Below are 23879 nucleotides of genomic sequence, written 5' to 3' on the forward strand. Positions count from 1 at the left end.
CACTTTATCCCCAGCATATAGGATCGAAATCGCACATCCCGCATTTTTTATCGTCCCGCATGACCAGCTTCTCAAACCGCAGGCCCCGGATGTCTCCCGCTGCTTGCTTGATGAGCTCTTCGAGGGAATCCACCATTTCGTCCGAAATGGCCACCGACTTTGTGACATAGTCGCCTTTTTTATAACCCTGTGCTTTCAACGGCGTCGAGACCGGTTCTATGAATACGAGGGCTCCATGGCTTACATGCATGCCCCTTGATTCTTTTTTATCTCTTTCGAAAAGCAGTTTATAGCATACGAGCTGTCTTAAATAACCATCGCACTCGGGATCTGAGGGGTCACGCGACTTTTCTATGTCGCGAAGGTGATTATCGGGTTTTCCCGTCTTATAATCGAGTATTCTCACTAATCCGGCTTTTTTGTCTTCGGGCTCGACCTTATCGTATTTACCGGTAAATATTATGTTATCCCCGACTGTTATGAGCAGCTTCTTCTCGAGCCCTATCGGCATAACGGGATCCTTTGAAGCGATCTCGAACCAGCCTTTGAGAGTATCGGACTTGTTTAAACAGTCGCGCTCCATAACCTCGTCGACACCCTGAAAAGAAAGTTCGCTCTTGAAACATTCCAGAAAGAAAGAAAAGTTCGGAAATTTTCTATTCTTCATGAATGCTTTATAGGTATCTTCCAGGGCCTTGTGGACGCAATTCCCGAATACCAGGCTCTTCTTCTTCGGGCCGGGGAGCTTTAATACGTCATTGTATAAGAATTTTCGCCTGCATGTCATATATGTATTGAGCCTTGTCGGATTCAATGTCAAGTTCCCGATCATGTCCTTCAGAACCTCTTCGGTCCCGACAAAAGGATCGTTAAGGTCCGTGGTCTCCAGCGATTTTTCGAGGAGTTCCTCTTCCTTGACATTCTCGGGAGATTCCTGCGCTATGTCCAAAGCGCTTAAATAGCGGCTGGGAACCGCGTCCTCCGTCGGGCTGGCTGTGAATATCAGACGCGACTTTGCCCTGGTAACCGCCACATAGAAGAGCCTGGTCTCATCCTGTAAAGCAAGCTCTTTAAGTTTCTCCTTCCCCCGCACCTCCTCTTTAGATTTAAAAAGATCGGACGGAAGTATGATCATATCGGGACGCGGCCTGGAAGGCCAATTCTTATTGTGCAGGCAGAACGGTATTATGACGGAATTGAATTCCAGTCCTTTTGAGCCGTGCGCAGTATAGACCCTGACGCCGGCCTGAGTTAAGGTCACGAGATTACCCTGAACGGCAAGGCCGTGCTCTTTCCGAGTCTTCATCTCAAGCATGAAGTCATCCAGCCTTATCGCGGGGTTTGCCACGTCGCTCGCCTTTACCATATTCACGAAAGAGGTGAGCCCTCTGAGCTGACGGATCTTAAGGATATCGTTACCGTCATATTCGGAAAGTATATGCTTGAATATACCGGCCTCTTTAACGAAATCCATCAATATCGTATGGACGGACCTCGTGCGCGAATCTGTCAACAGCCTGTCTATTACACCAGCGGCATGCTTAAGCCTGTCCGACTCCTGGAATTTCAACTCTTTATCGTCCCTGGAGAAATATCTCAACAATTCTCCCAGAACGGTTACCCTCCCCTTTCCCTTCTTCGCGTTAATAGCGTTTACATGGCTTAAGAACGTCAGGACGTCCGAATGGGGTATGCGGAAATAGTCCGCCGTGAGGACCTTGTAAAGGGCAAGGTCCTTTAATCCGTGCTCTCCGGGGTCTATGTAGGCCAGGTCAAGGACATCGAGAAGCTGTTTGACGCGCTTTTCCCCGCTTATATCCTCTTTACCATCGGTAGCGTAAGGGATCCCGGCCTTTAAAAAAGCGTCTATTATCTTGAGTATATCACTCCGCTTCCTTACGAGGATGGCTATATTATTGTAAGGATGGGCTCGCTCTTCTTCCGGCAGATTCCGGTCGGCTTCGATATGATCCTTCAGCTCCCGGACCTTGTCTACGATATACAGCAGTTCTTCTTCGGAGGTTGTGAATTCCCTGAATAATATCTCTGTGTTTCGGTAATCCTTTTTTGCTTGCAGGGTCTTTTCACCCATACGTTCCGCGTGGGGTATAAGGTTAATTATCCTGCCGGATATATTTATCAGCTCTTTGGATGATCGGTAATTTTCTTTAAGAGAAATTACCGAAATACCGGGAAACTGCTTGCATAAAAGCTTAAAATTACCTACGCTGGCGCCCTGGAACCTGTAGATGGACTGGTCATCGTCGCCGACGCAGGCAAGGTTCGATCCTTTTTTGCCGAAAAGGGTGAAAAGCAGTTTCAGCTGCGCGCCGTTCGTATCCTGGTACTCATCCACCATGATATATTTGTATTGGTCGCGGTACTCTTCGCGCAGGGCAGTCTCTTTCTTGAGTGCCTCTGTGGCAAATATTATCATATCGTCGAAGTCATACCTTCCGCGTTCATCGAATATATCTTTTGACTTGCCCGCTTTTAGCTCTTCGTACCTGGCGTAGACTATTGAGAACGCGCGCAGTCGTTTTACGTATTTATCATCGAGTTCCTTATACAGGCTCTTAGCGTCTTTCAGGTAATCGTCAAGTTCCCGCGGTGTTATGCCGTCTTTTTTCAGGTCTCCTATTTTATTCAGTATCTCCTTTAAATAAGTATACGGCGCCCTGAACGGGCGTATGTCATCTACGCCCTTTGTATTGTCAAGTATATACTCGATGACCCTCATCCGTTCGACGTCATCCATCTGTATCCTGTCCTCTACATAATTGGCGGCGTCTTCAGACTCCTGGATGATAGAGTTGGCGAAACTGTGGAAAGTGCCGACTTCGACATCATATCCCTGAGGGCCTATGACGGCGGCGAGGCGCTCCTTCATTGCCTTGGCGGCTGAATTTGTATATGTCAATATGAGGATATTCTCGGGCCTTGCCTTTCCGCTTTGCAGTATAGAGCCCGCCCTTACGGAAAGCAACTGTGTCTTTCCGGTGCCGGGGCCTGCCAGTACCAGCAAGGGGCCTTCAACAGCGTCAACGGCCGATCTTTGCAGCGGGTTCAATTGATTATAGAATTTAATATATTCTTTCATATATTCAAGGGGGTGTTTTTATCTTGCGGGCCTATTTTTTCTTAAGGAGCTTTTCTATCTGCGATATGAGCTTGCTGTCACGCGTGTAGCTGTAACCCGTAGTAGACGTTGCGCGATGAGCAACAAGGATATTTGATTTAACAAGGTCTTCGAGGGCGTCCTTTACCTTGGCGCGCTCACCTCCTACCCAGGTTGCCACTCCTCTTGGTGTATCTATAGAAGCCTGGTTTTCATGAAAAAACCTTATTATCTTTACGTGTGTCTCGGATTTGGCAATTTTATCGATATCCATCCCGCTCTTTCCTCCAGGTTTGAAGATCCTAATGTGTCCTGTATAACTCCTTTTCAAGCATCGACCTTATATCTTTTCTGTTCATGACTTTCAGGAATACATCCACTACTTTCGGATCGAATTGCGTACCGGAGTTTCTCCTTATTTCTCCTATGGCCTCGTCTATCGTTTTTGCTTTTCTGTAAGGTCTTTTTGTTATCATTGCCTCAAACGCGCTTACCAAAGCCATTATCCTCGCGCCAAGCGGTATCTGGTCCTTCCTTAATCCCTTGGGATAGCCGGAGCCGTCATAATGCTCGTGATGATATAATATTATCGGGACGACCGTTTTTAACGCCTTCATGTGCTTGATTATCTCGACCCCGACAATTGGATGCTCCTTAACTATCTCATACTCTTTGCCGGTAAGCTTCGTCGGTTTGGAAAGCACCTTGTCAGGCACTACTATCTCGCCGGCGTCGTGCAGGATGGCCGCGTATTCGAGGCTCTTCAGGTCTTCCCCTTCCAGATGCAGCTCCTGCCCCATACCGAGGGTTATCTTCAGGAATGACGCCTGTGGAACATAGGTGCCGGGCGCGCGCGTATCGAGCACTTTCGCCAGCGCTTTGATACTGCCCATCGTAAGTCTCTGCTGGTCCTTGTAAAGCTCCGCGTTCTTAATAGCGATTACCGCCTGTTCCGCCATGGTCGCCATTATTTCCTGGTCGAATGCGGTGAACGGTTTATTGTCGACTTTATCGTAAAGGGTTATAACCCCTATCACGTCCTCGTCTATTAATGGTGTTGCCAGATAGTTCTCGCCCCTTATGGGCCTTCCGAACTTCACCGCTTTGCCGGGAGCCCATTTTCCTACCCGGACCTTTTTTAAACGGGATTTCTTTTCTCTGAGATCTACCGTCGCTTTAGGCAGGAGCGTCCTTCTCTTCGCGTCGACCAGTTTTATAGAACACCTGTTCGCTCTCATGATCTGCAATGACAGCCTGGCGATCCGGGGAAGAAGCTCATTTAAATCCAGCGTAGAGCCTATAAGCCTGTGGACCGTGTGAACGGTGGATAGGGCAATGGCGCGAGGCCGTATTGTTTCATACAACTTTGACAGCTCAAGCTCCTTCTGGACTTCCCTTACGATCGTATCCGTGAATGCGGTAAAGACATCGAGCAATTGTTCTGAAACGTCCTTTTTTGCATAGCATACGCCTAAATAACCATACAGCCTATCGCCCTGTACGAGAGGATACACGAAACCGTGAAGGCCGTCGGCGCATTCGAACCTGGTTAGAACCCTCGTCTCCGAAGCCTTCTTGATTATGCACAAAATGGTATCAATGCATTTTTTCCTGTTGCCTGTATCGGATCTTTTGTAGCATTGGCAGTTGCCCTGGATAACCGTTTCCAGGTCGGAATATTTGGGATTTGGTTTTTCGACTAGCCACCAGGTAGTAGGTTTTATGATGCAGCCTATGCATTCCTCTTCCTTCTTCAGGCCCACGCTCCTTCTCAGCCTGTCGAAGAGCTCATTCTGGTATGTACTATCTCTATTTTCTTTCATCTGAGAGTTGATTATAGTGCTGTTTTTGACGCATGTCAATAGGCTTAAGGCGCATTGCCCGGTTCACACCCTCTCATACGGTTCGAAAAACTTCTTGTATTCGTCGAGCGCGTACCGATCCGTCATGCCCGCTATGTAATCGCAGATTACGCGGTGCTTATCTTCTTTTTTCAACCTGCTCTGTGTGGTCGGAGGAAGCTGCTCCGACTTATCGAGGTAGATATTGAAAAGGCTCGTGATAAACCTGTATGCTTTGCTCGACATCCTGACTACCCTGTAATGCTGATAAAGTTTCTCCATGAGAAAATCGCGGATCGCTTTTCTAAGCGGCTGCATCTGTTTTGACGAGGCAACCACCCTCTCGGGTATCTTTACAGTATCCTGCGGCTTCCGTATCTTGAACTTTTTAATATTGTATTCTGTCTGGTTCAGGACGTCCGTCACCTGGCAGTCGATGAGAGCGCGGATGATCTGGTATTTCCTTATCTCGTCCTTCAGATGCGGGTACATCTTCCTGACTTCCTTATCCTTTTCGGTCCATAGCCTGACCCGCCTTAAGTCCTCTTCCTTTACGAGGGCGCTCGTTATGCCGTCGTCGAGGTCGTGGTTGTCGTAAGCTATCTCGTCGGCGATGTCCACTACCTGTATCTCCAGTATCGGCGAACCCTTTGATTCAAATGGTATAATAGGCCGCGGCCTGTCATAAGGCGTCGAGTGTTTTATTATGCCTTCCCTCACTTCATAGGTAAGGTTTAGCCCGGGGAAATCAGGATACCTCTCTTCGAGATGATCCACTACCCGCAGCCCCTGAGCATTGTGGTCGAAGCCGCCGCGCTCTCTCATTATTTCATGAAGCGCGTCCTCGCCGGAATGGCCGAACGGCGTATGCCCGAGGTCATGCGCCAGGCTTATAGCCTCTACCAGGTCTTCGTTGAGACGAAGCGCGCGCGCAATGGATTTTGCGATCTGCGCGACCTCCAGGGTATGGGTCAGGCGCGTCCTGTAATAATCGCCTTCATGGTTCACAAATACCTGGGTTTTATATTCGAGGCGCCTGAAAGCGGTAGAATAGATTATCCTGTCCTTATCACGCTGATAGCAGGACCTGTATGGATGTTCTTCTTCCTTATAGTGCCTGCCTTTAGTAAGGCGGCTCTTCTGCGCGTAAGGCGACAGCAATTCTTCTTTCTTCTCAAGATCTCTTCGTTTCTGCATTTGACGGCCCCTTGCGAGCCCTATTTTGTGCGCAGCAATTTGAAGACTGCGTCAAGCGATTCCGATAATATCTTGGCGCCGGCTGTTACCGGCATGAAGTTGACGTCGCCTGTCCATCGCGGAACGATATGTATATGAAGATGCCCCGGAAATCCGGCCCCGGAGACCCTGCCTATGTTCATCCCGATATTAAGTCCATGCGGCTTCATCTTCTTATTTATGTTCGATGTGACCCTATTTACCAGCTTCATCAGGTCGAGCAGTTCCTCGCCGGACAGGCATTCCAGGCTCTTGACATGCCTTAGCGGCGCTACCATGACATGGCCGTTGTTGTAGGGGTAGATGTTTAGCATGGCAAAAGAATGGCTCGATCTGGCGATGATATGATATTTTTTGTCTTCGGCCTTCTTATCTATGCAAAAGACGCACTTTTTGTTCTTTTTGAGGTGCATATATTTACTTCTCCATGGCGCCCATAATCTATCCACGTCTATTCCCTTTATTTTTTAACAATAGTTTTCTCGTTCTCAAGCTTGGCACGCGCGTCCTCGAAGAACGGCTTAGCGAATTCCGTAGGCCATGTCCGTTCCTCGAATGACCGCTCGTTAACCGTCTTAAGGAATTTCTTAAAGTCTTCAATATAGCTTCCGTATATATGGAAGCTATCGCTTATATCTACGTATCTGCCTACGCGGACCTCAGCGCCCAGCCCCTTAGATATTTCTTCGGCGATGACCCGTTGAAGGTCTGTAAGCGCAAATATATTCATGAAGCTGGCTTTGTAGGCGTCCCTTGACCGCCAATGCGTATTCATGTTAAGCGCATATTTGCCGTCGGGAAGCTTCGTCAGCCGGCACCATATGCGTTGAAGGCACGGCGGGTCGTCGGTCAGCGGATCCGTTCCCGGATTCCATGTTATGCCCTGGGCCCTGCGTGAATACGGCGTCTGGATAAGCTTTTTAATGATGTAGTCGATCTGGTCAATGTCCATACCGTCCACTCTGAAGTTGGCCAGCCGCTGGTGGTATGTGTATGTCCATTTCCCTTCTTCAGGTTTTATCCAATAATCGTGTATGCCAAGGACGACCTCCTGGCGGTATATCTCAAGGTCTTCCAACCCGCCCGGGAAAGCCCTATGTATCCTCGGCTCGCTCATAGGCTCGGAGACGACCATTATCATTGTGCAATCCCGGCTCATCGGGTCGTCCGTTTTGTCGTATTCCGTCTTGATGTTCAGGCCGTCTTTCCAGGCAGCCATGACAGCTTTTTCCCACGCTTCCGGTAATGTTCGGCCCTCAACTTTTATTACAGGTATCTCATTTATCATGTCTACTCCTGAATTAAATGTAAAAGGCTTATACTTTTAGCTTTTGACTTTTTCCTCTTACCTTAATTTTATGATCTTGCCTTCTATCTTCTTGTCCGTTATTTCCAATATCCCGTAGGAATTCACTGTCGCAAAGACTTTGTCGGTCGGGCTTCCGGGATTGAAAAACAGGATGCCGTCTTTAACAAGATTTAAGGGTATGTGGGTATGGCCGAATACGATGGCATCTACATCGGTAAACTCTTTCTTAACTGCCTGCAACATATCGTTCGGCGCGCCATAACCGTGTATCAGGCCGATCTTGAATTTTCCGGCCTGTATCACCTCTTTTCGGTTCAATAGATCGCCAAGGTTCATGGCATCCATATTTCCGTACACCGCCGTCGTCTCTTTCATTCCTTTTAGTTTCAGGTAAAAATCCTTTTCGATGAAATCACCCGCATGTATGATCATGTCCGCTTCGGATATCGAATCATATATCTCTTTCGGCAGGTCTTGCGTTACCCGCGGAATGTGGGTATCCGACAGCACTACTATCCTCATAAAATGGCTATCCTTTTTTCGCCATAAAAATTCAACAACGTATTGGCGGTAGATGAATCCCATACGGATATCTTCAATTCCTTGGCGAGAAGTTTTGCGTTCTCGTCTATACCTTTCAGCGATATCATCACTTTATTGGATACTTTTAAACTAGACGACTTCACGTTCTTTATGTAATTTATAACGTCATTTTCGGTGATGTCATGCTCGTATGGCTGCACGATCCAAACGTTGCCCCTGAACGAACACGATATGTAAAGTTTGGAGTCGGGAAAAGTCCTTACTTCGACTCTGGTGAAATGAGGAAGCCGCACATTTTTCGCCTCGATCGTTACGAGCTCATTCCCGAACAGGTTGAAAAGCTCGGCTAGACGCTGGGGCACTCCCTTCTCTAATTCTTTCAGGAAATGGTCCAGACACTCCCTTATGTCGCCGGCAAACAGGGCCATCTTATCGAAGGCCCCGTCTACAAGCAGGTCTTTCCTTCTTTGGTAAACGTATTTCAACCAGAATTCGAGCATCGCATCGTCTATCCTGAAGAATACGCCGTTCTTTGAAATAAGTCCGAGCTCCGAAAGGAAATCGACGCCTTTAGATATGTCGGTCTTCTTCGCCTTAAGGGCATGGGCGATATCAGCCTGTTTATTGCGGCCGTTGGCGATAGCTACGAGGATAGATATATAGTTGTCCCTGTGCCGCGTGTCCAACAGATTCAGGATAAAATTGAGCAGATACTGGTGAATTATGCCGTTAGCATTATAAACGAGGTCGAGGATGGCGCCGCCCAGGACCTCCCTGTCAACATAGCTCGACATGCGTTCAAGCGCGAGATCTTTTGCGCGAGACGCTATTTTGTCCAGGTAGAAAGGATTTCCGTCGGTAAGCGTGATAAGGAACTTCTTTAGCGGGGGTTCAATGTCGACCCCGCCCAATTTCATATCGATGAATTCGCCTGACGTTCTCAAGTCAAAGTTGGCCACCCTGACCACTTCGAAATTACCGAACAATAACGACAGCTTCTCGGTTATGATCTTTTTGATGGCCCTGTTGCGTGAGCTCGATACTATATACATCGTATCTTTCTGCACCATGATAACCTTCCCGAAATTCAGGAAAGGATTTTTTATGCCCAGGAGCTCCAGGTTGTCGAATTCGTCCAGTATGACTATGCAGGATTGCCCGGATTCTTCTTTCATGACGGACGTCAGCCCCAAGAGACCCATGTACGCCTCATCGAGCTGACCGTGATCCGAATATGAATTTACATGTTTTATGGCAAGGCTTGTTTTTGGGAATACATCCCTCGCCCTTTCCAGAAGGGCATCCATTTCGACGGGCACATCTTCTCCGGCCTTGACCAGAGAGTTGTAGAGCATGGTCGCTATGAACTTATTCGAGAAGGACCTGAAGTTCTCTCTTACCACCTCGACATATACCGGCACGAAACCTTCTTCCTTTATCGTATGGAGGAAATGGAGTATTATGGAGGACTTTCCCGCCAGACTCTGGCCTGTGAGCGCTATATTCTGCCTGTACCCGTCTTTAAGGGCCCAGACACGCTTATTGAGCAGATCGAGTATCTCCTGTCGACCAAAAAATCTCTCGCCTATTGTCGGTTCACTGAACATGAAATAAGCTTTCTCCGCCGAAAGCGGATCCGCCAATATTTTTGGCGGAAGCATTCAGCTTTCAGCTGTCAGCGCTGATGACTGACAACTGATAGCTGAAAGCTATTTAACGCGGCAGATAATATGCCGGGTTTTGAGGTTCTCCGTCTTTGCGTATCTCGAAATGGAGGCAGGACTCCTGCGCCCGGCCCGTCCTGCCGACCCTTGCTATCACATAACCCTGCGTAACTTCATCTCCTACCTTTGACAGTATTTCTGAATTGTAGGAATAGACGGTCTGGTATCTGTCACCATGGTCCAATATCACCGTCTTCCCGAAACCTTTTAAATACGCGTCGCAGTATACGACCTTCCCGGCCCTCGAAGCAAGTATGCTTGTTCCTTCGCGAGCCTCAATGTCGACGCCTTTGTTTATGACCTTACCTATCTTTGCGCCAAACGGCGAAACAACACGGCCCCTTACGGGCCAGATAAACGTGTCTTTTGTGCTCGGTTTGTATACACTGGAGGCGCGTTCTTTAACGCGGCCGGGTATCAACAGCACCTGTCCTGTGCTGATCAATGTCGAACCCTGGAGCGAATTTGCGTGTAATAACGTTTTGAGATCTATGTCGTATACCCTGGATATACTCCAAAGAGTATCGCCGCTCTTGACCGTATATCTCAGCGCTCCGGTAGATACCGGCGCGGCGCTGGGAGTGTAATGAGCTACCGGAGCAGTAGCGCAACCCGATAAAAGCGCGATAAATAGAAGAATTAATGATATTTTTTTCATAAATAAAGGTTACTCTAGTAACATCAGCCCTTTCATATGTAGTCCCTCGTCAGCATATAGTCTAACTCCAACTTCCTCGGGATCAAATTTCGCTTGAGTTAAACTATGGCGAAATTTGGAGCGAGCGAGGGGAATCGCCCCTCCGCTCGTCATAGCCTCGCTTCGGGCGGCCAAATTGGCCTCGTCCGGAGGCCTCGGCACTTCCTCGGACATTAAGTCCTCGGTCGCTGTCGGGCATAGCCCTTTTCCTTCCGTAAGGTCGGCGCAATTTGGCGTTCGATTCCCTGCAGCTTTTGATACCATTCTTTTCATATGTAGTCCCTCGTCAGCATATAGTCTAACTCCAACTTCCTCGGGATCAAATTTCGCTTGAGTTAAACTATGGCGAAATTTGGAGCGAGCGAGGGGAATCGAACCCCCGTGACCAGCTTGGGAAGCTGGTATTCTACCATTGAACTACGCTCGCGTTTTGACACTGTTTTACTCTTTCAAAATTTCGTTATCTTTTCAAAATGCCTGTACCTGGCTACGATATCGGCAAACGATAGCTTAAGCAGTCTATCTACACTGAAATCCTCAACAGCGAAAGAAGCAAGCACGCTTCCGTATATTATGCTTTTACGAATACTGGGCTCGTCTATGCGCCTTGAGCGGCTCAAATAACCCATCATGCCTCCGGCGAATGTATCCCCCGCGCCTGTGGGGTCATACACGTCATCGAGGAGATATGCGGGAGCGATAAAATGAGAATTTTTAGAAAAGTAGATAACACCATGCTCACCCTTTTTTATGACGACCGCTTTCGGACCCATGGACACTAACTCCCTCGCGGCCCTCATCAGGCTCGAGCGGCCGGTGAACTGCCTGGCCTCGGCGTCGTTCAATAATAATATATCGACTTTTTTAACAACCTTTTCGAACGCCCGCTTCTTGTGCGTGATCCAGTAATTCATGGAATCGCAGGCAACCAGTCTCTGTCCGGACATCTGGCCTAAAACGCCGTATTGCAGTTCCGGGTCTATGTTGGCAAGAAAAAGTATCGGTGATTTTTTAAGGGTATCCGGGATCTCGGGCTTGAAATCCTTAAATACGTTCAGGCGCGTATATATCGTATGCGCTGTATTAAGGTCGAAATCGTAAACGCCTTTCCACCTGAAGGTCTTCCCGTCGACGGCATGGAGCCCTTCGATGCCTATGGACCTCTTCCTGAACAGGTCGAAATATTTTTTCGGGAAATCCCTGCCGACCGTAGCTATTATCCGGACTTTACAGAAAAAAGATGCTGCTACGGAAAAAAACGTTGCCGAGCCGCCCAGGGCCTCGTCCCTCTTGCCGAAAGGCGTCTTTACGGAATCGATGGCGACGGAACCTACGACTAAGATACTCATCTAAAGGCACCTTTCCGACATCTTTATCGAACAATACTCGCCGCACATAGTGCATACATCCCGCGTCCCTGGTTTTGAAGCGCCCCTGTATTTTTTTGGCTTCACATCATCGATGGCAAGGGCGAACTGGCGTTTCCAGTTCCTCTGGCGCCTCGCATTTGAAAAATCTCTGTCCCATTGAGCAGCGCCCTTTACGCCCTTTGCAATGTCGGCGGCGTGGGCCGCTATCTTGGAGGCGATCACGCCCTCTTTGACGTCTTCGAGCGACGGCAGTCTCAAATGTTCCGACGGTGTTACATAGCAGAGGAAGTCTGCGCCTAAACTTCCAGCCAGCGCGCCGCCTATAGCGCCCGTAATATGGTCATACCCGGGGGCGACATCGGTAACGAGAGGGCCTAGAACATAAAATGGAGCTCCGCTGCAAATCTTTTTCTCCAGGTTTACATTCGTCTCTATCTGGTCTATCGGGACGTGGCCGGGCCCTTCGATCATGACCTGTACACCCCTCTTAACGGCCCTCTTTTGGAGCTCTCCCAACGTTAAGAGTTCAAGTATCTGCGGAGTGTCGGTTGCGTCCGCTATGGCGCCCGGACGCAGGCCGTCGCCGAGACTTAACGTTACGTCGTACTTTTTCGCAATATCCAGTATGCAATCAAAATGTTCGTAGAAGGGGTTTTCTCTATTGTTCCTCAGCATCCAGTCCGCTATGAATGCGCCGCCCCTGCTTACTATATCCAGGATGCGGCCGTCGCGGCGCAGCGCGTCGATGGCTTTTCTTACAACGCCGGCGTGTATTGTGAAAAAATCCACTCCCTCTTCCGCCTGAGCTTCCAGGACCGAAAATATATCGTCCGGCGTAATGGAGCTTATGGAGCCGCTATCTTTTAACGCGTTTATAACGATCTCGTATATCGGGACCGTGCCGACCGGGATCTCGGACTCTTTAAGAATCCTGCTCCGGGTCTTGCCGACCTTCGCGCCGGTTGATAGGTCCATTATGGTGTCGGCGCCGTATTTTACGGCAAGACGGAGCTTCTTCAATTCGTGAGATATGTCGGATGAATCTTTTGAGGTGCCGATATTGGCGTTTATCTTTGTAGAAAGACCTTTTCCTATCGCGCAAGGTTTCGATATCCGGCGGCGCTCGTTCTTGGGTATTACTATCGTGCCGCAGGCTACGCCTTTTCTGACAGCATCCGCGTCTATCCGCTCTATCGCGGATATACGCCTCATGAGACCCGATATCTTACCGCTTCTGGCGATCTCTAATTGCGTCATTTAGACAAGCGATCCTTTCAGTTCCTTGACAGACCGGAAAGGATCATGCGACTGGCATACCGCCCTGATGACGGCCACCTTTTTAAATCCCTTCTCTGAGAGTTTGCGTATGTTGCTATTCTTTATTCCGCCTATCGCAAAAACCGGTATTCTGTATTTAATCATCTTGGAAAGGTTGTTAAATCCGAAGGCCTTACGGCGGCTCTTGATGGGTGTCATAAATACGGGCCCGGCGCCGAGATAATCGGCGCCTTCGGATATCGCCTTTCCGGCTTTTTTTATATCGTTAACGGATACGCCGACAAAAGAATCTTTTCCCGCCAGCCTCTTCACGGTAGTCACGCCGAAGTCTCCCTGTCCTATATGGATGCCGTCGCTGTCAATCGCGCAGGCAACCTCCGGCCTGTCATTGATGATAAGTGGAATGCCGTATTTATCGGCTATCTTCTTCAATGCCCTGGCGGTCTTTATCATATCCTGGGAAGAGGACTTCTTATCACGAAGCTGAAATATATCCGCCCCGGCCTTAGCCGACATTTCTGCCGTTGCGAGGAGCCTCTTCACACTCAAAAGATCCCTATCGAGTATCACGTAAAGCGAGGATCCTTTTAACAGCCTTTTTTTCGATCCCATAAACCTTGAACCTCAATGTAGAGAACCTGCCCGAAGCCTTCTTATCGACCAATTTAAGAAACTCTTCCAGGACCCTGAGGGATTCTTTGACCCTCTCCATATTCGCGCAGAATATGTCGCATGGCCCCACCCTGTTCATCTCGCTTTTGTACCTGGAGGCCCTTCCGATGTCCCCTTCAGGATCCCTCGACTCGACAAGCTTGCCGAAGCCGTCGGGTAGGCCTTTCATGACGAAAGATATCCCGTGGCGCGCGGATTTCAATTCGGATGTTATGGACGGGGAGCCGAGCATAAAACGCGCTATCTCTTCACATACCCTCAATCCTTCCCGAGACCTGTTGAAGTTGGCATCGAGTATGCGCAAAATGTCTTTTTTAAGTATCCTATTCATTTTGACATCTTTTTTATCAAGGATGTAGTGGAGTAGCCTTTTAGAAAGGGAACGCTGACCACCCGTCCGCCGTGAGCCTTTACAAAATCCCCTCCCACGATATCTTTCAGTTTCCAGTCGCCGCCTTTGGCCAGGACATCCGGTCTTAACACTTTTATCAGCCTTTCGGGCGTATTCTCGTTGAAGATGACGGCGAAGTCTACGAAATAAAGGCTGGCTACGATCTTAGCCCTGTCGGCTTGAGCGTTTATCGGCCTCGAGGCCCCTTTTATCGATCTTACGGATGCGTCGGAATTGATGCCCACGACCAGGATATCGCCCAGCTCTCTAGCCATCTTCAGGTATTCGACATGGCCCGCATGTAATATGTCGAAACAGCCGTTGGTGAAGACTATTTTTTTGTCCCGTGATCGTAATCCGGATAGTATACGGCTTAATGCCTGCGCCGATTTTACCTTGTGTTCCATGTCAGGAGATAGCCCCTTCTATCAATTCGCATAAGACGTGGCATATTACCAGATGCGCTTCCTGCACTCTTGGCGTATTTTTTGAGCCTACAACTATCGAGATATCGCATTCATCTTTGAGTTTACCGCCGGGAGCGCCTGTGAGACCTATTGTTTTTATCCCTATAGAGGCGGCCTTCCTTATGGCTGCGATGACGTTCTCTGAATTACCGCTCGTGGATATGCCTAGAGCGACGTCTTCCTTCTTTCCTAAGGCCTCGACCTGCCTTGCAAAAGACGCGCCGTAGCCGTAGTCGTTCGCGATGGCTGTAAGGTTCGAGGTATTTGTCGTCAATGCGACCGCAGCCATAGCCTTGCGCTCCTTCTTGAACCTGCCGACCAGTTCAGCGGCGATATGCTGGCTGTCGGCGGCGCTTCCGCCGTTCCCGAATACAATGAGTTTTCCGCCTGCCTTCAGAGATGCTATGATCACCTTGGCCGCTTTTTCAATATCAGCGGCTGCACTACCGGAGAGGCTTTTTTTTACCTCAATACTCTCTTTTATTATCTCGATTATTTTATTTATCATGAGAATGTCTTGGTCAATTCATACAATTTTATGTCAACGGTCTTTAGTTTGCCTACGCCTTCCTGGAGAGGGACGTCTTTTATCTCTGCCCCCGAAAGGCTCGTCATATAACCAAACTTGCCGGCCAACACGAGTTCCATCGCTTTTACGCCAAACCTCGTCCCGAGAACACGGTCGAAAGCTGTGGGAGAGCCGCCGCGTTGTATATGTCCAAGCACCGTTGAGCGTGTCTCGATTCCGGTGCGCTTCTGTATCTCGCCGGCCAGCCGCTCTCCTATGCCGCCCAACATGACATGACCGAAGGCGTCGAGTTTCGTTTCCTTTGTAACAAGGTCCGAGGCCTTGGGCTGCGCGCCCTCGGCTACCGCTACTATGGAATAGAGCTTGCCTCTCGCGCGGCACTTCTTGAGTGTGTCGCATACATCATCAATATCTATGGGCACCTCGGGTATCAGGACGACATCGGCCCCTCCCGCAAGGCCCGAATAGAGGGCTATCCAGCCTGCATGCCGGCCCATGATCTCGACGACCATTACCCTGTGGTGGCTCTCGGCCGTAGTCCGTATCCTGTCTATGGCTTCCATGGCTATGTTCACAGCCGTATCGAATCCGAACGTGAAATCGGTCGCATTGAGGTCGTTATCGATAGTTTTCGGAACGCCGACAACATTGACCCCCTGTCCTTCCTTGTTAAGCTTGTTAGCGACACCGAGCGTATCCTCGCCGCCTATAGCGATAAGGGCATCCAGTTTCAGCTTCTTATATGTGTCGATAACCTTAGCGACGTCCTCTTTGTTCTTATAAGGATTCGTCCGCGAAGTCCCAAGGATTGTCCCGCCTTTCCAAAGTATGTCTGCGACAGAATCGACTCCCAACTCCATGGTATCTGCCGATATGAGTCCTTTCCAGCCGTTCTTTATGCCCACGACCTCGACCTTGTTCTCGACAGCCTTCCTCACAACGGCGCGTATAACCGCATTCAGGCCCGGGCAGTCCCCGCCGCCTGTCAAAACTCCAACTCTCTTCATGATCACTTCCTCCTTAAGTAAAAAGTCAAAAGGAAAAAGGTAAAAGTTATGTGTCGCTATCGCGACATTTATATTTAGGTCCGACGGACACTATACTTTTGCCTTTTTACTTTTACATTTTTTCTTTTAAAAATTACCGTATTCGATGCTGCCCTTGTACTGCTGCGCCTTGTCGTCTTTCTTCGTATCCTTATGCGTCTCTTCTTTATGGACGATCTTTACGACGTGGACCTTTATATTGATAGGCTCATCGACGCCTAACATGTCCTGCACGCGCGACTTGACCACGTTCTGTATCTTCTCGGTCGTCTCGGGGATATGAATGTCCGAGAAAAGCGTTACCTTGTTCACTATGATTATGCCTTTCTTGCCGGCCCGTACATTGGGCTTCAACTCCTTGACTTCAGGCATCTGTTTGATGGCCCTCTTGATGAAGTCTTCGATAGCGGACAATGATATTGTGACCTGGCCATCCGGATTCTCAAAAGCTATAGTCCTTTCCCGCTGGAACTTTCCCATCGTTAACTGCACGACCATCAGGCTTATGAAGATGATCAGTATGCCCGTGATACCAAGTATCAACCTTATATTGGCCGTCGCGTAAACGGAGTTAATCGCGTCGACCACCATTTCCGGAGGGATCATGTTCAACGAGACGACTATCAAAATGCCGCCCATCAGGAGGAATACCAGCGTGTAAAAAAACAGTATCAACCCATTTACGAATCTCATAAATACCTCCGTTTCTTTGAACCCGTTAATTTTTTTTCTTATCAGCGCTTACGGGGAGGCGTACGCCTTCGACAGCCACATCAACTTCCGACAATACCAGCCCGGTCATCTTCTCTACCGCGCGTTTGACGTTCTCCTGGACCTCGTCGGCTATGCGCGGTATGTCAACACCGTACTCCACCAGTATAAAGACCGTCAACTTGACCTCGCTCTCCTTGGTCTGTATCCTTACGCCGCCCCCGAATGATTTTCTTAAGAATACGTCGCAAATGGTCCTGCGTATCCCCCCGCCCATCTTATAAACACCCCTGACCTCCAAGGCAGCGATGGACGCTATGGCAGTGATGGCTTCGTTACTTATCCTTACCATCCCGAGGTCGGTGGTCCTTTCTTTATGCGTATGCTCTTTGCTCATAACTGAAGATCCCTCCGATATGACCGTGCAGGTCACTCCGCTTTCTGGAAAAGGGTCTCGATAAAATCTGTCGAGAATTTTCCGCGTATAAATGCGGGGTTGTTCATCACCTTTTTATGGAACGAAATCGTCGTTTTGATCGGCTCTATAGTGAATTCATCCAGCGCGCGTTTGCAGATACTTATAGCCTCGGTCCTGTTCTTGCCGTGGACGATCAACTTGCCTATCATCGAGTCGTAATAAGGGGATATCTCATATCCGCAATATGCGTGCGTATCTAATCTTACGCCGCGGCCTCCGGGCAAATTTAATGTCGTTATCCTGCCCGGCGACGGCATAAAATCATTGTCCGGGTCTTCCGCGTTTATCCGGCATTCTATCGCGCTGCCGCTGAACTTTATATCGTCCTGTTTGTAATGGACCCTGTCACCGAATGCTATCCTCAGTTGCTCCTTGATCAGGTCGATACCTGTGATTGCCTCTGTGATCGGATGCTCGACCTGTATCCTGGTGTTCATCTCCATGAAGTAGAACGACTTGTTGTCATCTACCAGGAATTCAACGGTGCCAGCGTTCAGGTAACCTATGCTCTTAGCGCATTTGACTGCGGCCTCGCCCATCTTCTTCCTTAGTTTGTCATCGAGGATGGGAGACGGGGTCTCTTCGATAAGTTTCTGGTGCCGCCTCTGTATGGTACAATCCCTTTCGCCGAGATGGATTATGTGGCCGTGTCTGTCTCCAAGTATCTGTATCTCGATATGACGCGGCTTCTCTATGAACTTTTCCATATATACGGCGGGGTTGCCGAACGCTGCCTCAGCTTCGCGCTGCGCTGTCAGGAGGGCTGAGATGAGCCTGACGTCATTATGGCATATGCGCATCCCTTTACCGCCGCCGCCTGCGGCAGCCTTTACTATGACCGGATATCCCAGTTCCTTGGCAACCTTCAGGGCCTCTTCCTTCGTCTTCACAACGGTCTTGGAGCCCGGGATAGTGGGAACGCCCGCCTTTTTGGCCGAGTCTTTGGCGGCCATCTTGTCTCCCATGCGCCGTATGTTCTCCGGCGTAGGTCCGATAAATTTTATCTTGCACGATTCGCATATCTCGGCAAAGTGGGCGTCCTCCGCCAGGAAACCGTATCCGGGATGGATCGCCTCGACGTCCGTTATCTCCGCGGCGCTTATGATGCTCGGTATGTTGAGATAGCTGTTCGCGCTTGCGGCGCTTCCTATACAGATCGCCTCATCGGCATATTTTACATGAAGGCTGCTTATGTCGGGCTGCGAGTAGACCGCTACGGTGCGTATGCCGAGCTCTTTGCACGCCCTTATTATCCTGAGCGCCACTTCACCCCTATTCGCTATTAATATTTTATTGAACATAGCTTGGCTTTCAGCTGTCAGCGTTGATGGCTGATGCTTAATTACGCCGGTTCTATCACGAACAACACTTGCCCGAACTCGACCGGCTCCGCATTATCGACCTGTATGTCGACTATCTTGCCCTTCACCTCGCTCTTTATCTCGTTCATGAGCTTCATTGCCTCGATGATGCATATCACCTGCCCGGGCTCAATGATATCCCCCATATTGACATAAGGCGGCGCTTCCGGGGACGGCGCCCTGTAAAAAGTCCCGACCATAGGCGCTTTTATCTCTAACACGTTCTTCTTCTCGACCTTTTCCGCGGCCAGAGGCTGCTGTTTAGGCTCTGCCGCCGCGATCGGCTGCGTCACAAACTCGACCGCTTTATCGTAGCCGTTCGATCCCTTCCTGAGTTTTATCCTCACGCCCTCTTTTTCTATCTCCAGTTCAGTAAGGTTGTTCTCGTTCATAAGGTTGATCATATCTTTTATTTCTTTAATGTACATCAGCGCCCTCACTTTCTAATATCGGCATAACCAACATAGTTATTAAGTCTGACTTAATTACTTAATCGCTTAATTGCTTAATCACTCATATTGCTTAACCTGAATTTCTCGTGTCATTTTGTTAATACTTCGCATCCATTCTTCGTAACCAGTACCATGTCCTCGATCCTGACGCCTCCGAAACCCGTTATATATATCGCGGGTTCGACGGTAAAGACCATGCCCTCCCGGGCTATCCCTTCGCTCAACGCTGAAACATTGGGGCTTTCGTGGACCTCCATGCCTACCCCATGGCCCAGCGAATGGCCGAAATGCTTTCCAAAACCCTTCGCATTTATATGGTTCCTTGCTGCTTTATCAATTTTGGACAGGCGCTCACCCGGCTTTATTGCCGCAATGCCCTTATCCTGCGCTTCACGAACCACATCGTATATCCTTTTAAATCTATTCGAGACTTTGCCCAATACTACCATCCTCGTGATGTCAGAATTGTAGCGTCTTAAGGTGCAGCCAATATCGATCATCGCGAAACTGTTTGTCTTAATGACATTTTCACCCGGCTGCGCATGCGGTTTCGACGCGTTTGCGCCTGACGCTACTATAGGTTTAAAGCCCGCCTCCGCGCCATGCGTAATAAATTCAAGCTCTATCTTTTTCGCCAGGGAAGCTTCCGTGACACCGGGCACAACGCAAGATATCGTTCTTTCCAGGACGGCTTTTGCAAGCTTTATAGAGTCCCGTATAAGCGCTACCTCCTGGCGGTCTTTTACGGACCTGATCCCCTCCACAAGGTCCCTGATGGGCACGAACGTCGCTCCGGGCGCCAGGTCTTTCAAGCGGCCGGACACTTCATAAGGCAGGCTCATCGACTCAAAGCCTATCTTCTTCAATCGGTTCTTTGAGATGATCGACTGGAGCGTCTTATAAGTGGACAGCTTGACAAGCTCTATATCGAATCCCCGTACCCCGGATCTGGCCTCTTCAATATACCTGGAGTCCGTCAGGAAAAAATCCTTCTCCCGCGTAGCCAGTATAATAGAATCGCCGCCTAAGAAACCGCTCAAGTAAGATACGTTGGTCTCATTGGTGACAAGAAACGAATCTAATTTTCTTGCCTTCATCTCCGCTTCAAGAGAAGCGAGCCTTCCGGCAGGATTTAGTTTTAACATCACTTACCTATCAGGTCGACCAATGCTTCCAACCCCAGGCAGTAGCTCATCATCCCAAAACCAGAGACCTGGCCCTTTGCCACAGGCGCTATAAGGGAGGTATGCCTGAACTCTTCCCTTGCGTAAATATTGGAAAGATGGACCTCAACCGTCGGAATATCGACTGCGCTTATGGCGTCCCTTATGGCTACGCTCGTGTGCGTGTATGCCGCAGGGTTTATGAGTATCGCATCGAAGCGGCCCTTAGCCTTGCCTATGGACTCGACGATCTCGCCTTCGTGGTTCGACTGGATTATCTCCAATTCCACCTTTTTCACTTTTGCGGTTTTCTTAAGACAGGCGTTGATCTCGTCAATGGTGACTTCGCCGTATATATTTACTTCCCTCTTACCTAGAAGGTTTAGATTTGGGCCGTGTATGACCAGTATTTTGCGCATAATGCTCTCCTTGATTTTGGCGGCTTATTTCCTGTAAACGGAACTTGAATTGCGGGCTGAAAGCGTATATGATACCGCCGACCAGGCTCATTATAAGAAGGATCAAAAGCCATAATACGCTTACCGCGAACGAGTTCTCCTTGCCTATGATAGGCCCAAACAGTACGACTGTAGACCCTTCCCTCAGGCCGAGACCGTTTATCGAGGGTAAAAGGCTCATTGCGCTTATTATAGGCATCCTGAGCAGGATGTCCATGGCCGGCAGCGACGAACCGATAGCGAAGGCCAGGATCCCGATGCTCGCGAAAAAAAGGATCTGGCTTATGATCGATATGACGAGAGACTGCCAGATCAGTTTCATGTGATATTTATATTTATGGACGGAATCGTATGCCTTCCTCAGCTTGCCCTCGATCGGTTTAAAAAGGCGCAGCAAAACGGAAAAATTCTTGGCGAATTTTTTGTTGGTCATGAAGATTATGGCAAGGACGGAAACCGCTGTGATGGCGTATATCATCGACCTGACGGTATTGTCTATGATATGGTTCTGGACGAACAGGAGCGCAAGAGAGGCCATGAAGATCATCGTGAACAACCCGATCACCCGGTCGACGAAGACGGACGTATATGACTCCATCTTCCTGGAGAACTTTCTCGACAGGTAGTAGGCCTTGACTACATCGCCTCCTACGGATGTCGGGAGAAAATTATTGAAGAAATAGCCAATGAAGGTCAGGGAAAAGGCTTCTTTGAACTTTATCGACATGTCGCCTTGCGCCTCGATGATCAGTTTGAACCTGTACGACCCGAGCGATATGGCCGCGATGAACATCCCTACGGCTATAGAAAAAAGCTTCGGATCAGTCCCTTTCAATACATCTAAGATCTCGCCGTACTTATCCCTCATTATATACAATAATATAAATATAAGAGCGATGCTGACGAAGACCCGTAAGAAACTTATGATCTTAGTCTTCATGGAAATAATAATTTAACATATTGTAATTAATATGTAAAGAGGAAATTTAGCGGGATTTGTGCTCCAGGCTGGATATATGCTGCTCGATCTTGGCTATAGCGCCCTGGGCTTCATTGTTATGTTTCGAGTGCGCGTTCTCGATATGGCCTATTATTATGTTGTAGATCGACTTAAACCTCTCATAATCATTGCGCAGGCCCGTGACCTTGCCGAGTATCTCTTTGGCGTTCTCTTCTATCTTAAGGGCCTTCATCCCCTGCAATATGGTCATCAGGTAAGGATATATCGTTTGAGGCGACGTAGGATAGACGCGTTTCTTTAAGGCGTAGTCTATGAGGCTGTTATCTTCGCCGAATTGCTTATTCTTGACGAACGCCTCATAATATACGCCTTCCGACGCTATATACATCAGGGCAAAGTCGGTCGTCTTTTCGCCGGGCAATATGTACTTTGAGGTCTCGTCGATGCGTTTCTTGACCGCAGCCTGAAAAGATTTCCAATAGCTTCGCTTCTCGGCCTCATCGGCCGCCGTCACCATCTTATTGAAATCTTCGAGAGACAATTTCGAATCTATCGGGACTATATATTCCTTGAACTTTACGACGAAATCGACTATCCCGGAACTTAACCGGTATTGGGTCTGGTAGCTGTCGCTGGGCAGGACGTCGTGTATCGCCTTTTCCAGGAGTCTTTCGCCCGCGGCTCCCGCGCCTTTCGGCATCACAAATAGATTTCTTAAGCCCCTCACCTCGTTCATAACTTCGTTGATCTGCAAGGCCTTCTGGTTAAGGCTTCCCATCCTCTCATTCAGCCGCTCCATTGTATCTGAGGCTTGCCGCCTCATTTCATCCGTCAGGGGCATCTTCTCATTAAGTTTGCAGAGACTGGACGAGATGTCGCGCAGGCGTATAACCAGATAGAATATCGCGAATCCGAGTATCGCAAGGATGACGGCAAGAACTATGTTGAAGAGCATATATTTCAGCCTTTCGGCAGGGCTTGTGTTTTATTGACGTACTTCAACCGCAGGTCGCACAGGAACGTATCGAGGGCCTCTTCTTCTTCCTTCGACAGGTTATTCTTAGTCTTCTCCTTCAGCATCCCGAGCGTGTCTATGATAAATTTCGCATGATCCAGGTTCGCATCTTTCTTCTTTGTAAAGGGATTTTCTATATCGCCCAGAGCGATAAACGCTTCCATGGCAAGCCCTGACAGGAATATGCCAAACCCAGCTTGCGGGATCTCCCTTTTTCCAGCTCCGTTATCCTTTACATCAGCCATTTCAAACTCCCATGTTTAAAAGCAGGATTATAGATTAAGGTCTTTCTTTATCTGGTCGATCTTTGCCTCCGCGGCCCACATCCCCCTGTGTATAGCTTCTTCGGAGCGTTCAAAGCTGACCTGGTCTATGTTTCCGAGATCTACCTTTATCACCATATCGCCCTCATCCGCCTGGTATTTGTTAAGTTCTTCTCCCATTATTTGGAATGACTGTAATATCACCTGAAATATATTGTCCAGTTTACCCTGCTTGACGCAGAAGCCGACGTCGACCGCGATCACATAGCCGTCTTCCAACCCCCTGGCGATCTTGGTCGGGACGCTGTTCTTAATGCCTCCGTCGCACAGAAGCCTCCCGTCGATCTCGACGGGATTAAAGATGCCGGGCCATGAGCAGCTGGCCCGCACGATCTTTGTCAGGTCTCCGTGTTGATGGACGACCTCCTGTCCGGTCTCGATATCGGTAGTCACGGCCGCGAACGGGATCCTGCAATCGTCGAACTTTTTGCTGTCCAGGAGCGACTTGATCATATTCTGCAATCTGTTGCCCGCCAATAACCCCATTTTCGGGATCGTCGGGTCCAACAGCTTGTTTATCGACACGCCTACGGCCTTCTTCTCCATCTCCTGCGGTGTTATACCCGTCGCGTAACCCGCGCCTATCAGGGCCCCCATACTCGTTCCCACTATCCTGCTTATCTGTATCTTTTCCCGCGCAAGGACCTTAAGGACGCCTATATGCGCTACACCCCGCGCGGATCCGCCGCCAAGCACAAGTATTACTTTTTTTTCTTTCCTGAAAATATCAAACATG

Annotated in this window: 26 protein-coding genes and 1 tRNA gene; all 27 read right to left on the reverse strand. The window is 49.0% G+C overall.

Going from position 1 to position 23879, the window contains the following annotated elements:
* Positions 1-4 precede the first annotated feature (4 nt).
* Positions 5-3100: an ATP-dependent DNA helicase gene (locus WC592_03545; GenBank protein MFA4981526.1), complete on the reverse strand. Its 3096-nt coding sequence runs from the start codon at positions 3098-3100 to the stop codon at positions 5-7.
* Between the two features lie 31 nt (positions 3101-3131).
* Positions 3132-3392, reverse strand: coding sequence for a hypothetical protein (locus WC592_03550; protein MFA4981527.1), 261 nt, complete (start codon positions 3390-3392; stop codon positions 3132-3134).
* A 28-nt stretch (positions 3393-3420) separates the two neighbouring features.
* Positions 3421-4941, reverse strand: a complete 1521-nt coding sequence (locus WC592_03555) for an HD domain-containing phosphohydrolase (protein ID MFA4981528.1) — start codon at positions 4939-4941, stop codon at positions 3421-3423.
* A 63-nt stretch (positions 4942-5004) separates the two neighbouring features.
* Positions 5005-6156, reverse strand: coding sequence for a deoxyguanosinetriphosphate triphosphohydrolase (locus WC592_03560; GenBank protein ID MFA4981529.1), 1152 nt, complete (start codon positions 6154-6156; stop codon positions 5005-5007).
* Positions 6157-6176: 20 nt separating this feature from the next.
* Positions 6177-6644 carry an HIT domain-containing protein gene (locus WC592_03565; GenBank protein ID MFA4981530.1) on the reverse strand — a complete coding sequence of 156 codons (468 nt, stop codon included), beginning with the start codon at positions 6642-6644 and terminating at the stop codon, positions 6177-6179.
* Between the two features lie 11 nt (positions 6645-6655).
* Entirely contained in the window at positions 6656-7483 is an 828-nt protein-coding gene (locus WC592_03570; GenBank protein MFA4981531.1) for a thymidylate synthase, read from the reverse strand.
* 57 nt (positions 7484-7540) lie between these two features.
* On the reverse strand, positions 7541-8026 hold the full coding sequence (locus WC592_03575; GenBank protein MFA4981532.1) for a metallophosphoesterase family protein: 486 nt from the start codon (positions 8024-8026) through the stop codon (positions 7541-7543).
* Entirely contained in the window at positions 8023-9708 is a 1686-nt protein-coding gene (locus WC592_03580) for an ATP-binding protein (protein MFA4981533.1), read from the reverse strand. Before WC592_03580 ends, WC592_03575 begins: the two co-directional genes overlap by 4 nt.
* A 52-nt stretch (positions 9709-9760) precedes the next feature.
* The gene (locus WC592_03585; protein ID MFA4981534.1) at positions 9761-10429 is read right to left on the reverse strand and encodes a LysM peptidoglycan-binding domain-containing M23 family metallopeptidase; all 669 of its coding nucleotides are present in this window, start codon (positions 10427-10429) and stop codon (positions 9761-9763) included.
* A 392-nt stretch (positions 10430-10821) separates the two neighbouring features.
* Positions 10822-10895, reverse strand: a tRNA-Gly gene (locus tag WC592_03590).
* A gap of 22 nt (positions 10896-10917) precedes the next feature.
* Positions 10918-11817, reverse strand: a complete 900-nt coding sequence (locus tag WC592_03595) for a PfkB family carbohydrate kinase (protein MFA4981535.1) — start codon at positions 11815-11817, stop codon at positions 10918-10920.
* On the reverse strand, positions 11818-13095 hold the full coding sequence (gene thiC, locus WC592_03600) for a phosphomethylpyrimidine synthase ThiC (GenBank protein MFA4981536.1): 1278 nt from the start codon (positions 13093-13095) through the stop codon (positions 11818-11820). It abuts the gene before it with no gap.
* On the reverse strand, positions 13096-13728 hold the full coding sequence (thiE, locus tag WC592_03605) for a thiamine phosphate synthase (GenBank protein MFA4981537.1): 633 nt from the start codon (positions 13726-13728) through the stop codon (positions 13096-13098). It lies immediately after the preceding gene.
* Entirely contained in the window at positions 13673-14119 is a 447-nt protein-coding gene (locus WC592_03610) for a thiamine-phosphate pyrophosphorylase (GenBank protein MFA4981538.1), read from the reverse strand. The genes thiE and WC592_03610 overlap by 56 nt, the downstream gene beginning before the upstream one ends.
* Entirely contained in the window at positions 14116-14586 is a 471-nt protein-coding gene (gene rfaE2 / locus WC592_03615) for a D-glycero-beta-D-manno-heptose 1-phosphate adenylyltransferase (GenBank protein MFA4981539.1), read from the reverse strand. The genes WC592_03610 and rfaE2 overlap by 4 nt, the downstream gene beginning before the upstream one ends.
* 1 nt (position 14587) lies before the next feature.
* On the reverse strand, positions 14588-15154 hold the full coding sequence (locus WC592_03620) for an SIS domain-containing protein (GenBank protein MFA4981540.1): 567 nt from the start codon (positions 15152-15154) through the stop codon (positions 14588-14590).
* Positions 15151-16182, reverse strand: a complete 1032-nt coding sequence (locus WC592_03625) for an ATP-dependent 6-phosphofructokinase (GenBank protein ID MFA4981541.1) — start codon at positions 16180-16182, stop codon at positions 15151-15153. The genes WC592_03620 and WC592_03625 overlap by 4 nt, the downstream gene beginning before the upstream one ends.
* 126 nt (positions 16183-16308) lie before the next feature.
* Positions 16309-16914, reverse strand: coding sequence for an alkaline shock response membrane anchor protein AmaP (amaP, locus tag WC592_03630; protein MFA4981542.1), 606 nt, complete (start codon positions 16912-16914; stop codon positions 16309-16311).
* Between the two features lie 25 nt (positions 16915-16939).
* On the reverse strand, positions 16940-17329 hold the full coding sequence (locus tag WC592_03635; protein ID MFA4981543.1) for an Asp23/Gls24 family envelope stress response protein: 390 nt from the start codon (positions 17327-17329) through the stop codon (positions 16940-16942).
* A 32-nt stretch (positions 17330-17361) separates the two neighbouring features.
* A complete protein-coding gene (gene accC, locus WC592_03640) occupies positions 17362-18711 on the reverse strand; it encodes an acetyl-CoA carboxylase biotin carboxylase subunit (protein MFA4981544.1) in 1350 nt (449 codons plus the stop codon).
* A gap of 41 nt (positions 18712-18752) precedes the next feature.
* Positions 18753-19199, reverse strand: a complete 447-nt coding sequence (gene accB / locus WC592_03645) for an acetyl-CoA carboxylase biotin carboxyl carrier protein (protein MFA4981545.1) — start codon at positions 19197-19199, stop codon at positions 18753-18755.
* Between the two features lie 113 nt (positions 19200-19312).
* Positions 19313-20368: a Xaa-Pro peptidase family protein gene (locus WC592_03650; protein MFA4981546.1), complete on the reverse strand. Its 1056-nt coding sequence runs from the start codon at positions 20366-20368 to the stop codon at positions 19313-19315.
* Positions 20368-20805, reverse strand: coding sequence for a type II 3-dehydroquinate dehydratase (gene aroQ / locus WC592_03655; protein MFA4981547.1), 438 nt, complete (start codon positions 20803-20805; stop codon positions 20368-20370). The genes WC592_03650 and aroQ overlap by 1 nt, the downstream gene beginning before the upstream one ends.
* A complete protein-coding gene (locus tag WC592_03660; GenBank protein MFA4981548.1) occupies positions 20756-21784 on the reverse strand; it encodes a lysylphosphatidylglycerol synthase transmembrane domain-containing protein in 1029 nt (342 codons plus the stop codon). Before WC592_03660 ends, aroQ begins: the two co-directional genes overlap by 50 nt.
* Before the next feature lie 46 nt (positions 21785-21830).
* Positions 21831-22760, reverse strand: a complete 930-nt coding sequence (locus tag WC592_03665) for a DNA recombination protein RmuC (GenBank protein ID MFA4981549.1) — start codon at positions 22758-22760, stop codon at positions 21831-21833.
* Positions 22761-22765: 5 nt separating this feature from the next.
* Positions 22766-23065 carry a DUF1844 domain-containing protein gene (locus WC592_03670; protein MFA4981550.1) on the reverse strand — a complete coding sequence of 100 codons (300 nt, stop codon included), beginning with the start codon at positions 23063-23065 and terminating at the stop codon, positions 22766-22768.
* Positions 23066-23092: 27 nt separating this feature from the next.
* Positions 23093-23878 carry a patatin-like phospholipase family protein gene (locus WC592_03675; protein MFA4981551.1) on the reverse strand — a complete coding sequence of 262 codons (786 nt, stop codon included), beginning with the start codon at positions 23876-23878 and terminating at the stop codon, positions 23093-23095.
* Between the last annotated feature and the right edge of the window lies 1 nt (position 23879).

The sequence above is a fragment of the Candidatus Omnitrophota bacterium genome (assembly GCA_041648975.1).
Classification (GTDB): domain Bacteria; phylum Omnitrophota; class Gorgyraeia; order 2-01-FULL-45-10; family 2-01-FULL-45-10; genus JAQUSE01.